Genomic DNA, 12,062 nt, shown 5'->3' with positions numbered 1-12,062 from the left:
GCGTCAGCCGACAGATGGTTCGCATATCCGGGAAGCCTTGCTCCAGACTTCTATAAAGTGGTAAATTCGCCGGGCAAGGAGTGCGATGGATGGCGTATCATTTCCTGTTGAACCGATCCGGCAGCCCGGGGCCGCGAGATATGCGCGAGGCAGCCTCGCACGAAGAGCCGCCCCCTCCCCGCAGCCTTGCCGAATACCTGAGCCGCCACCACGACGAATTGATGACCTTGGTCGAGGCCAGGCGACGCCCGGAGTATGCGGACCGGTGGGAAGAAATCTGAACCTGTTGGCAGAAACCCGGCACCGCATTGACTGATCGGAAGAATGGGCTCCAAATATACCCTCATCGCATTCAACGGAGTCCTGAAGGATAGCGGATGGAAATATCGACTTTCCGTCCGGCCCGTTGATGAACCGAACGGAAAGTCGAGGCACACCCCCCGTCACACCGACGGGCGGAAAGGCTGTCCCAGGCAGGCGGGCGCCTGGAACCGGCCGCGCCAGGGGCCGGCCGAGATGATCGTCAGCACCGCGATGGTCGCCAGGTACGGCAGCATGGTGAACACCTGCCCCGGCAGCCCGAAGCCCAGCCCGCCGCTGCCCTGCGCGTGGAGCTGGAGGATCGTGACTCCGCCGAAGATATAGGCGCCCAGCAGCACCCGGCCCGGCCGCCACGATCCGAACACCACCAGCGCCAGCGCGATCCAGCCGCGTCCCGACGTCATGTTCTCCGCCCACATGGGCGTCACCGACAGCGACAGGAACGCACCGCCCAGCCCGGCCATGGCGCCGCCGAACAGGGTCGCCAGATAGCGCACCCCGATCACCGGATGCCCGATCGAATGCGCGGATTCCGCCGACTCGCCGACCGCCCTCAGCACCATGCCGGCATGGGTCCGCTTCAGGAACCAGCCGACCGCCAGGGTCATCGCCACCGACAGGTAGACCATCGCGTCGTACTGGAACAGCAGCGGCCCCACGATCGGCAGGTCGCTGACTCCGGGGATGTCCAGCTTGGGCAGCCCGGCGATCGGCATGCCGACGAAGCCGGCGCCGACCAGGGCGCTCAGCCCGATCCCGAAGATGGTCAGGGCGAGGCCCGTCGCCACCTGGTTGGCCATCAGGGTCAGCACCAGAACCGCGAAGACGAGCGCCAGCGCAGCACCGGCCAACGCCGCCGAGCCGATGCCCAGGACAGCGCTGCCGGTCGTCATGGTCACGCCGAAACCGACCACCGCGCCGATCAGCATCATGCCCTCGACGCCCAGGTTCAGCACGCCGGAGCGCTCCACCACCAGCTCGCCCACGGCGGCGAACAGCATCGGCGTCGCGGCGATCACCACTGACACCGCGATCAGGACGAGGAAATCGATCATGTGGCGGCGACCTCCCGGCGGGGCTTGGCGGCCTGGTGCCTGGCCGACTGGAAACGGATGCGGTACCGGACCAGGAAGTCCGATGCCAGCAGGTAGAACAGCAGCATCCCCTGGAACACGCCGGTCGCCGCCTGCGGCAGCTGGGCATAGACCTGGGCGTTCTCGCCGCCGATGTAGGAGATCGCCATCACCAGCCCGGCCAGGATGATCCCCAGCGGGTTGAGCCGCCCCAGGAAGGCGACGATGATCGCGGTGAAGCCGTAGCCCGGGGTGAGCTGCGGCGTCAGCTGGCCGATCGGTCCGGCCACCTCGATCATGCCGGCCAGCCCGGCCAGGGCGCCACCCAGCAGCAGGCTGAGCCACACTGTGCCCTTCTGGCTGAAGCCGGCGAAGCGGGCCGCCATGGGCGCCTGCCCGACCACCTTGACCTGGAAGCCGGTCACCGTATGGGTCAGCAGGACCCAGGCCGCCACGGCGGCGAAAAGTGCCACGAACGCGCCGGCATGCAGCCGGGTGCCTTCCAGGACGATGGGCAGGATCGCCGCCTCGGTGAACAGCCGGCTCTGCGGAAAATTGAAGCCCTCCGGGTCGCGCCACGGCCCATGGACCAGGATGCTGAGCACAAGCGTCGCGACATATGTCAGCATCAGGCTGGTCAGGATCTCGCTGACCTCGAACTTCGTCTTCAGGAACGCCGGGATCGCCGCCCACAGCATGCCGCCCAGGGCACCGGCCACGAACATCAGCGGCAGGATCCAGAAGCCCTCGTCGCCCCAGAAGGCCAGGGCCACGCCGGCGCCGAAGATCGCGCCGATGGTCAGCTGCCCCTCGGCCCCGATGTTCCAGACATTGGCCCTGAAGCCTATGGCGAGCCCCGTCGCGATCAGGATCAGCGGCCCCGCCTTCACCGCCAGCTCGGCAAGGCCGAACTGGGTCTCCAGCGGCGACACCAGGAAGATGTACAGGGTCGATCCGGGGTTCAGCCCCAGGAACATGAACAGCAGGTATCCCGACAGGATGGTCAGCGCGATCGCCAGCAGCGGCGTGCCGTAGACCAGCGACTTCGGGATCTCCCGCCGCGGTTCGAACTTAAGCGACATGCTGGGAGCCCCCCTTGTTCTCCGGCCCGTGCGTTGCCGGCACGTCGGCCGACATCCCGTGCAGGCCGCCCATCAGCAGCCCGATCTCCTCCAGAGAGGCATCCGCCGTGTCGATCGCCTTCGACAGCGTGCCGACATTCAGCACCGCCAGCCGGTCGCACAGGGTCAGCAGCTCGTCCAGGTCCTGGGAAACCACGACGATCGCCGCCCCGTTCTGCGCCAGGTTGAACAGCGCCTGGTGGATCGCCGCGGCGGCACCCGCATCGACGCCCCAGGTCGGCTGGGCGATCACCAGAACCTCGGGCGCCTGGAGGATCTCGCGGCCGACGATGTATTTCTGAAGATTGCCGCCGGACAGGCTCCGGGCCGCCGAGTCAGGCCCGCGCGCTTTCACGCCGAATTCCTGGATGATCCGCTCGGCGAATTCCCGCGTCGCGTCCCGCCTGATCCAGCCGCGCAGCGCCAGCTTCATGCGGTTCCGCGCGCTGATCAGCGCGTTCGACGCCAGGCTCATGTCGGGCACCGCGGCGTGGCCGTTGCGCTCCTCTGGAACGCAGCACAGGCCCAGGGCACGCCGGCGCTCGACGCCCAGGTCGCCCACCGGCTTGCCGTCCAGCCTGATGCTTGTCGGGTTCCCGACCGTCAGCTCGCCCGACAGCGCCCGCATCAGCTCGTTCTGGCCGTTGCCGGCGACGCCGGCGATGCCGAAGATCTCCCCCGCCGCGACCTCGAACCCGACGCGCTTCAGCGTGGTCCCGAACGGCTGGTCGGTCGGCAGGTCCAGCGCCTCGACCGTAAACCGGGTGGCGGCCTTGGGCCGGGTCCCGCGCCGGGCCAGCGTCTTCAGCTCGGCGCCGATCATCATCTGCGCCATGCCGCGGGTGGATTCCACCGCCGGGTCGCACTCCCCGACCACCTTGCCGCCGCGCAGGATCGTGGCGTGGTCGCAGAGGTCCTTGATCTCCTGGAGCTTGTGGCTGATGTAGAGGATGGAGCAGCCCTCGGACGCCAGCAGCCGCAGCGTGCCGAACAGCCGCTCGACCTCCTGCGGGGTCAGCACGGAGGTCGGCTCGTCCATGATCAGCAGCTTGGGGTCCTGGAGCAGGCAGCGCACGATCTCGACCCGCTGGCGTTCGCCGACCGACAGGGTGTGGATCTCGCGCCTCGGGTCCAGCGGCAGCCCATAAGCCTGCGACACCTCGACGATCCGCCCGGACAGGCTGCGCATGTCGGGCTTGCCTTCCAGCCCCAGCGCGATGTTCTCCAGCACCGTCATGCCGTCGAACAGCGAGAAATGCTGGAACACCATGCCGATGCCGAGCCGGCGCGCCGCGTGCGGGTTGGCAAGCTGGACGGCCTGCCCGTTCCACAGCACCTCGCCCTCGTCGGCATGGAGCACGCCATAGATGATCTTCACCAGCGTGCTCTTGCCGGCGCCGTTCTCCCCCAGCAGCGCATGGATCTCGCCCGGCTGGACCGAGAAGCCGACGCCGTCGTTGGCGACGACGCCGGGAAATCGTTTCGTTATTCCGCGAAGCTCGAGGCGGGGAGGAACCCCGCCGGCATCGTTGGTCATGTTTCACTCTCCCAGTTCGTCGGGACCCTGTTCCCTCTATGCCTCGGCGTTCGCGGGTTCTGATGCCTCTTTGGACGCTTCGGCGGTCGTTATCAAGAGTTCAGCGGCGACCAGCGCCGCGATCACCTCCGGTCGCTTGTCGCGGTGCAGGGCGGACCCGATCGGGCAGGTCAGCCGGTCCAGCACGCCGGCGGCGCCACCGTGGGCGATGAAGGTCCGCTCGAACCGCCGCCGCTTGGTCGCCGAGCCGATCAGGCCGGCATAGGCGAAGTCCCCGCGTCTCAGCACCGCTTGCGTGATCTGGTAGTCCAGGGCGTGCAGGTGCGTCAGCACCAGGTAGCAGGCCCCCGGCGGCGCCTCGGCCACCATGTCGAGCGGTGATTCCGTGACGACCCGGCGTACGTTGGCCCCCGGCATGGCATCCGGAAACTCCTCCGCCCGCCCGTCGATCCACAGCACGTCCAGCGGCAGCGGCGCCAGCGCCGACGCGATCGCCTTGCCCACGTGGCCGGCGCCGAACAGCAGCACCCGGGGCAGCCTGGCGGCGGCGTCCGCTTCCTCGGCCTGGAGCCGCGCCAGCACCGCCGCGTCGGCCTGCTCCAGCCGAAGCGTCACGTGGCCGCCGCAGCACTGGCCGATCGCGGGACCCAGCGGCACCTCGATCACCTCCTCCGGCCCTGCCAGGGCCCTGGCCCGGGCGATCGCGTCCCACTCCAGCCGGCCGCCGCCGATCGTCCCGGCCGTGGCCGCCGGTCCGACCAGCATCCGCGCGCCCGGCTCGCGCGGGGTGGAGCCCCGCGCCCCGGCCACCGTCACCAGCGCCGCGCGTTCGCCACGCGCCAGCATGGCCTTCAGCGCCGGCGCCAGCCCGCTCATGCCGGCCGCTTTCCCGCCCGCAGGGCCTCGATCGCCGCCAGCACCTTCTCCGGGGTGGCCGGCGGGTCGATCCTCGGGCAGGCCGCGTAGTCGCCGACGCTCGCCACCGCGTCGGAGATCGCGTGGAGCACCGACATGCCCAGCATGAAGGGCGGCTCCCCGACCGCCTTGGAGCGGTAGATCGTGTCCTTCCGGTTCCGCGCGTTCTCCAGCAGGTGGACGTTGAAGATACGCGGCCGGTCGCTGCAGGCCGGGATCTTGTAGGTGCTGGGTGCGTGGGTCCGCAAATGCCCCCGCTTGTCCCACCACAGCTCCTCCATGGTCAGCCAGCCCATGCCCTGCACGAAGCCGCCCTCGACCTGGCCGCGGTCCAGCGCCGGGTTCAGCGACTGCCCGACGTCGTGCAGGATATCGACCCGGTCGACCCTGTACTCCCCGGTCAGCGTATCGACGGTCACTTCCGCCGCCGCGGCGCCATAGGAGAAGTAATAGAACGGCTTGCCCCGCCCGGCCGCCCGGTCCCAGTGGATCTCCGGCGTCTTGTAGAATCCGGTGGAGGACAATTGGATGCGCGCCATGTAGGCCGTCCGCACCAGGTCGCCGAACGGGATCTCCTGGTTGCCGATCCGCACCCGGTTGGGCAGGAACACCACCTGCTCGCGGGGCACGCCCCAGTTCTCCACCGCGAAGCCGATCAGCCGTTCCTTGATCGTTGCCGCCGCGTTCTGCGCCGCCTTGCCGTTCAGGTCCGCCCCCGACGACGCCGCGGTGGCCGAGGTGTTGGGCACCTTGCCGGTCGTGGTCGCCGTGACGCGGACCTTCTCGATATCGATCTGGAACTCCTCGGCGACGACCTGGGCGACCTTCACGTAAAGCCCCTGCCCCATCTCGGTCCCGCCGTGGTTCAGGTGGACGGTGCCGTCGGTATAGACATGGACCAGCGCCCCGGCCTGGTTGTACTGGGTCGCGGTGAAGGAGATGCCGAACTTGACCGGCGTCAGCGCGATGCCCTTCCGCAGCCAGCCGCCCCTGGCGTTGTGCGCCCGGATCGCGTCGCGCCGCGCCCGGTAGTCCGACCGATCCTCCAGCGCCGAAACGATCTCCGGCGCGATGTTGTCTTCCACGGTCTGGTGATAGGGCGTCAGGTCCCGGCCCTCGCCGCCGTAGAAGTTCAGCTTGCGGATCTCCAGCGGGTCCTTGCCCACGGCATAGGCGACCTCCTCGATCACCCGTTCCGCCGCGACCATCCCCTGGGGTCCGCCGAACCCGCGGAATGCCGTGTTGGACACCGTGTTGGTCTTCAGTGGCAGCGACTTGGCCGTGACTGCTTCGTAGAAATAGGTGTTGTCGCAGTGGAACAGGGCACGGTCTGTCACCGGCCCGGACAGGTCGGCGGCGAACCCGCAGCGCGCCGCGAACAGGAACTCGACGCCCCGGATCCGCCCGTCGTCGTCGAACCCGACGCGGTAGTCCACCTCGAAGTCGTGGCGCTTGCCGGTGATCACCATGTCGTCGTCGCGGTCCGGCCGAAGCTTGGCAGCCCGCCCCGTCTTCTTCGCCACCACGGCCGCCGTCGCCGCGAACAGGTTGGCCTGAGTCTCCTTGCCCCCGAACGCCCCGCCCATGCGCCGGACCTCGACCGCCACCGCGTTGGCCGGCACGTTCAGCACGTGGGCGACGATGTGCTGGACCTCGCTGGGGTGCTGGGTCGAGCAATGGACCAGCACCTCGTCGTCCTCCCCGGGGACGGCCATGGCGATCTGGCCCTCCAGGTAGAAATGGTCCTGGCCGCCGATGACGATCCGGCCTTCCAGACGGCGGGGTGCCTCCGCGATCGCCGCCTCCGCCTCGCCCCGCTTCAGCGTCATGGGCGGGAAGACCACGGTTCCGCGCTCCCGCGCCTGGTCCAGGGTCAGTACCGGCTCCAGGTCCTCGTAGGTCGCGACCGCGAGCCGCGCCGCCCGGCGCGCCTGCTCCCGGGTTTCCGCCGCCACCGCGAACAGCGGCTGGCCCGCGTACTCGATCAGGTCGTCAGCGAACAGCGGCTCGTCGTGCCGCCCCATGCAGCTCACGTCGTTGACGCCCGGCACGTCGGCCGCCGTGACGACCTCGACCACCCCCGGTGCCGCCCTCACCGCCGACAGGTCCAGCGACACCAGCCGCGCATGGGGCCGGTCGCTCAGGCCGAGATAGACGTTCAGCAGCCCCGAGGGTTCCCGGATATCGTCGACATAGACGGCCTCGCCGGTCACGTGCTTGTGGGCGCTGTCGTGCCGCCGGTCGGAATGCACGGCACCGGAAATGCGCTCGACGTGACCCGCCTCCGTTGAATCAGGCATGGACCAGCCTCCGGTCGCCGACCAGGCGCGTATCCGCGCCGGGGTCGGTGGTTTCCACATAGAGCTTCATCAGCAGATTGGCCCCCACGGTCATGCGATAGGACGCGCTGGCCCGCCAATCGGTCAGCGGGGTGAAATCCCGGCTCAGCGCCGCCATGGCGTCGCGCACGGTCGCCTCGCTCCAGGGCTTTCCGACAAGCGCCCTCTCGGCCTCGACCGCCCGCTTCGGGGTCGCGGCCATCCCGCCATAGGCGATCCTGGCCTCCGCCACCGTGCCGCCGTCGATCCTGACCGAGAAGCAGGCGCACACCGCCGAGATGTCCTGGTCGAACCGCTTGGTGATCTTGTAGGCACGGAACCGCGCACCCGGCGCGGGTTTGGGCAGGACGACGGCCTCGACGAACTCTCCCGCCCGCCGGTCCTGCTTGCCGTAGTCGATGAAGAAGTCCTCGATCGGCATCGACCGCCGGCCGTCCTTCGACCGCAGCACCAGCGTGGCGCCGGCCGCGATCAGGGCCGGCGGCGTGTCGCCGATCGGCGAGCCGTTGGCGATGTTGCCGCCGATCGTGCCGACGTTCCGGACCTGCACGGCCCCGATCCGCCGGATCAGCTCGCCGAAATCGGGATAGAGCGCCCCGACCGGATCCTTGATGTCGGTATAGGTGGCTCCGGCCGAGATCTCCAGCGCGGTGCCGGTGTCCCGGATCTCCCGGAAACCCCGGATGCGTCCCGTGTAGATCACGACGTCCAGCACCCGCTGGAACTTGGTGACCCAGAGCCCGACGTCGGTCGCCCCCGAGACGATGCGGGCATCCGGATGCTCGGCCAGCAGGTCGGCGAAAGCCTCCAGCGTCGCCGGGGCATGGAACAGCCGCCCGCCCTTGCCGACGCGCAGGGTCTCGTCGTCCTGCAAGCCTGCCAGCCGCTCCGCCATGGCCGCGGCCTCCGCCGCGAAGCGGTCCGCCGCCGGCGCTCCCAGCGCGTACATCCGCTCGCTCGCCGCGACGATGGGCGCGTATCCCGTGCAGCGGCACAGGTTGCCGGCCAGCGCGTCGTCCACCGCGGCCCCGTCCGGAGCCTCCTCGCCCTTGTACAGCGCGAACATGGACATGACGAAGCCGGGCGTGCAGAAACCGCACTGCGACCCGTGGCAATCCACCAGGGCCTGCTGCACCGGATGGAGCGACCCGTCCGCTCCCTTCAGGTGCTCGACCGTCAGCACCTGGCAGCCGTCCAGCGTCGCGACGAAGCGGATGCAGGCGTTCACCGCCTCGTACCGGACTTGGCCGTCCTCCAGCCGCCCGACCACCACCGTGCAGGCGCCGCAGTCGCCTTCCGCGCAGCCTTCCTTGGTGCCGACCTTGCGCTGGTCCAGCCGCAGCCAGTCCAGGACCGTCAGGGTCGGATCGACCTCCCGGATCTCGATCAGCCGGTCGCCCAGCAGAAACCTTACGCAATCGCGCATGCTACGTCTCTCCTCGCGTCAGCTTCCGCGATAGGTCGAATAGGCGAACGGGCTGACCAGCAGCGGCACATGGTAGTGGGCACCCGCATCCGCGATCCCGAAGCGCAGCGGAATGCCGTCCAGGAACGGCGGGTCCGGCAGGTCTACCGCGATCTTCCGGAAATAGGCGTCCACCTCGAACACCAGCTCGTAGATCCCGGCCCGCATCTGATCGCCGGACAGCAACGGCTCATCGCAACGGCCGTCGGTGTTCGTCTTGGCCTCGGTGATCTTCTCCCGCCTGTCGCCGTCGATCCGGAACAGCGTCACCGCCATCCCCGCCGCCGGCGTTCCGTGCATGGTATCGAGGACATGGGTGGTGAGGCGTCCTCCGCTCGCCGCCGTTCGTGAAGTCGTCGCCATGTGTCTCTCCTTGCTCGCCTGTTTTCGACTTGTTATCGCTTTGCGGAGTTTCCTAAATTATTCTTTCATCACTCCGTCTCCGCCGTCGACGTCCCTTGGGCGGAAAGAGTTTCAAAACTTTCAGGAAGGTCACGCCACGGGCATGGCATTAGTTTGACGCCACGATCCTATTGGTGGAAGGGTGCAAATGTCTCCGGATAGTTCGAAGGGTCTCGCAACCGCCATGCCAACGGAGGCCGCGCCGGCCGACAGGGCCGCCACCGATTTCGTGACCCGTTTCGGCGGCGTGTTCGAGCATTCGCCCTGGGTGGCGGAGACAGCTCTCGCCGCCGATCCCGCCATCGCCTTCGCCGACATACCGGCGCTCCATGCCGGGATGTGCGCCGCGGTTCGCGCCGCCGGCCGGGACCGCCAGCTGGCCCTTCTCCGGGCGCATCCGGACCTCGCCGGCAAGCTCGCCGTCGCCGGCGGGCTGACGGCCGACTCCGCCTCGGAACAGGCCGGCGCCGGTCTCGACCGCTGCACGCCGGAAGAGTTCGAGCGCCTTCAGGTCCTCAACGACTCCTACAAGGAGAAGTTCGGCTTCCCCTTCATCATCGCCGTCCGGGGGCTGACCCGCGCGGACATCCTCGAAGCCTTCGAGCATCGGATCGACAACACGCCCGAGCAGGAATTCGAGACCGCCCTGGCCCAGGTCGAGCGCATCGCCCTCCTCCGCCTCCATCAGTTGGGTCCGGCGCTCGGCAGGACGCTGATGGACCGCCTCGACCGGTTCGCCGCCATCTCAGCGGAACCCGGCGCCCTGACCCGGCTGTTCCTGACACCCGAGCACCGCGCCGCCGCCGACCGGCTCATGGCCTGGATGGCCGAGGCCGGCATGGCGGCCCGGATCGACCCGGCCGGCAACGTGGTCGGCCGCTACGAAGGAACCCGGCCCGGCCTGCCGGCACTCCTGATCGGCTCCCACATCGACACCGTGCGCAACGCCGGCAGGTATGACGGCAACCTGGGCGTCCTGGCCGGCGTCGCCGCCGTTTCCGAACTGCACCGGCGCGGCGAACGCCTGCCCTTCGCGATCGAGGTCGTCGGCTTCGGCGACGAGGAAGGCGTCCGCTTCCCGATTACCCTGACCGGCAGCCGCGCCCTCGCCGGCCGCTTCGATCCCGCCGCCCTCGACGCGGTCGATGCCGACGGCATCGGCTATGCCGACGCCCTGCGCGCCTTCGGCGGCGATCCCGATGCCATCGCGTCGGCCGCGCGCGACCCCGCCGACATCCTGGCCTATGTCGAGGCGCACATCGAGCAGGGTCCGGTGCTTGAGGCCGAGAACCTCGGCGTCGGCATCGTCACCGGGATCAACGGCGCCTCCCGCTATGCGGTGACGGTCGGCGGGACGGCGGGGCACGCCGGCACCGTTCCCATGTCCCTTCGACGCGACGCCGTCGCGGGGGCCGCCGAGATGATCCTGTCCGTCGAACGCCGAGCCCGGGCGATCCCGGACCTCGTAGCGACGGTCGGCCGGATCGAGGCCAGGCCCGGCGCCGTGAACGTGATCCCCGGCGAGGCCATCTTCACGATCGACATCCGTTCCCCGGACGACACCGTGCGTCTCGCGGCGATGGAAGCCATCGCCGACGATTTCGCCGCCATCGCCGCCCGCCGCGCCCTGACCCTCTCGATCGGGAAGACCCACGACGCCCCCGCGACGGCCTGCGCCCCGGCGCTGATCGACCGGTTGTCCGCAGCGGTCGAACGTTGCGGCCTGCACGCCCGCCGTCTCCCCAGCGGCGCCGGCCACGACGCGATGGCGATCGCATCCCTCTGCCCGGTCGGCATGCTCTTCACCCGTTGCCGGGGCGGCATCAGCCACAATCCCGCCGAATCCATCACCGTGGAGGACGCCGACCTGACCGTCCGCGTCCTCCTCGAGTTCATCCGCGATTTCCCGGCTCAGCACAAATGAAGCCCTGGTACGATCCACAGCTGTCCGGCACGGTTGTTGCTTATTAACCATAGGAACGCTTTCCAGCGGCATCCTCTTCCCTTTATCTTCGTGCTCGGACCGATTCCTTCGTCAACTCAGGGCGCCCGTAGCTAAAAAGCTTGACGCAGCGGAAGGGTGTAGGATATTTTTCCTTAAACCCAACCGCTACCGAAAGCGTGCCGCCATGACCGCCCCCGCGCCCCAGCTCGCCATCCGACAGGAACTCTTCTGCGAGGAGATCGCCGCCGGCGCGTCGGCGGCGGAGGCGGCCCGGCGGGCCGGCTACTCGCCCCGGGGGGCGAAGCAGCGCGGCCATTTCCTGCTGGGCCGGGAGGAGATCCGCATCCGCATCGACGCGCTCCGCGCCGAACGGCGGGCGTTCCATCGGTCCCGCCTCGACCGCGCCGCGGAGGTGATGGAGACGATCATCGCCCACGCCGTGGAAGCGAAGAAGCCGGGCATCGCCATGCGCGCCGTGGAGTTCCAGCTCAAGCTGCTCGGCGTCGTCCAGGACCGCCGGATCGCCCACCACTTCCACGGCGAGAGCCGGTCGCCTGACGCCGATGTCCAGGACATGGTCCCCGACCCGAAGGAGTGGATGGACGCCGTCCCGCCCGCCCCCGCTTCCCAGGTCCCCGAGACCCAAACCCCCGAGCCTCCAGCCCCCGAGACCGCGTCCGATACTCCGGCAGTGACCAAGGATGACCTTTCGCCGGTTCCCGATGGTGACCCCGCCGCCCCTCCGGCTTCCGGACTGCCCGCGAACCTGATCGAAGCCTTCGCGGCCGCTCTCCCTCCCGAATTCCTGGCGGATCTCCCCGCCGACCTGCTGGACGACCTGCCCGACGAGATCGCCGGCCTGTCCTGGACCGAACTCGCCGCGCGCATCGGTCAGGTGGAAGGCGGAATCGCCGCCTGAGCCCGGTCCGCTCCCAGTGCCGTAA

The 12,062-nt window shown here is 69.1% G+C and carries 10 protein-coding genes; 3 read left to right on the top strand and 7 right to left on the bottom strand.

Annotated features, from left to right (window positions below):
• The first annotated feature begins 89 nt into the window (after window positions 1-89).
• Window positions 90-281: a hypothetical protein gene (locus JL101_RS11280; protein WP_203095148.1), complete on the top strand. Its 192-nt coding sequence runs from the start codon at window positions 90-92 to the stop codon at window positions 279-281.
• A gap of 162 nt (window positions 282-443) precedes the next feature.
• On the opposite strand, the gene JL101_RS11275 is transcribed toward JL101_RS11280, so the two are convergent.
• From JL101_RS11275 to uraH, 7 genes are read right to left on the bottom strand one after another with little or no spacing between them, the layout of a single operon-like run.
• A complete protein-coding gene (locus JL101_RS11275) occupies window positions 444-1,376 on the bottom strand; it encodes an ABC transporter permease (RefSeq protein ID WP_203095147.1) in 933 nt (310 codons plus the stop codon).
• The gene (locus JL101_RS11270) at window positions 1,373-2,476 is read right to left on the bottom strand and encodes an ABC transporter permease (protein ID WP_201080089.1); all 1,104 of its coding nucleotides are present in this window, start codon (window positions 2,474-2,476) and stop codon (window positions 1,373-1,375) included. The genes JL101_RS11275 and JL101_RS11270 overlap by 4 nt, the downstream gene beginning before the upstream one ends.
• The gene (locus JL101_RS11265; protein WP_203095146.1) at window positions 2,466-4,052 is read right to left on the bottom strand and encodes an ABC transporter ATP-binding protein; all 1,587 of its coding nucleotides are present in this window, start codon (window positions 4,050-4,052) and stop codon (window positions 2,466-2,468) included. The genes JL101_RS11270 and JL101_RS11265 overlap by 11 nt, the downstream gene beginning before the upstream one ends.
• Before the next feature lie 36 nt (window positions 4,053-4,088).
• Window positions 4,089-4,928 (bottom strand): xanthine dehydrogenase accessory protein XdhC, encoded by an 840-nt coding sequence (gene xdhC, locus JL101_RS11260; protein WP_203095145.1) that lies wholly within the window; start codon window positions 4,926-4,928, stop codon window positions 4,089-4,091.
• On the bottom strand, window positions 4,925-7,267 hold the full coding sequence (xdhB, locus tag JL101_RS11255) for a xanthine dehydrogenase molybdopterin binding subunit (RefSeq protein WP_203095144.1): 2,343 nt from the start codon (window positions 7,265-7,267) through the stop codon (window positions 4,925-4,927). The genes xdhC and xdhB overlap by 4 nt, the downstream gene beginning before the upstream one ends.
• Window positions 7,260-8,732: a xanthine dehydrogenase small subunit gene (gene xdhA, locus JL101_RS11250; protein WP_203095143.1), complete on the bottom strand. Its 1,473-nt coding sequence runs from the start codon at window positions 8,730-8,732 to the stop codon at window positions 7,260-7,262. The genes xdhB and xdhA overlap by 8 nt, the downstream gene beginning before the upstream one ends.
• A gap of 18 nt (window positions 8,733-8,750) precedes the next feature.
• Window positions 8,751-9,134, bottom strand: a complete 384-nt coding sequence (uraH, locus tag JL101_RS11245) for a hydroxyisourate hydrolase (protein WP_203095142.1) — start codon at window positions 9,132-9,134, stop codon at window positions 8,751-8,753.
• Window positions 9,135-9,357: 223 nt separating this feature from the next.
• Between uraH and JL101_RS11240 the strand changes: the two genes are divergently transcribed.
• Both JL101_RS11240 and JL101_RS11235 read left to right on the top strand, forming a co-directional pair.
• Window positions 9,358-11,097 carry an allantoate amidohydrolase gene (locus JL101_RS11240; RefSeq protein ID WP_203095141.1) on the top strand — a complete coding sequence of 580 codons (1,740 nt, stop codon included), beginning with the start codon at window positions 9,358-9,360 and terminating at the stop codon, window positions 11,095-11,097.
• A gap of 205 nt (window positions 11,098-11,302) precedes the next feature.
• Window positions 11,303-12,037 carry a terminase small subunit gene (locus JL101_RS11235; RefSeq protein WP_203095140.1) on the top strand — a complete coding sequence of 245 codons (735 nt, stop codon included), beginning with the start codon at window positions 11,303-11,305 and terminating at the stop codon, window positions 12,035-12,037.
• Window positions 12,038-12,062: the final 25 nt, after the last annotated feature.

The sequence above is a fragment of the Skermanella rosea genome (assembly GCF_016806835.2).
GTDB classification, from domain to species: domain Bacteria; phylum Pseudomonadota; class Alphaproteobacteria; order Azospirillales; family Azospirillaceae; genus Skermanella; species Skermanella rosea.
This window is presented reverse-complemented; position numbering and strand designations above follow the sequence as displayed.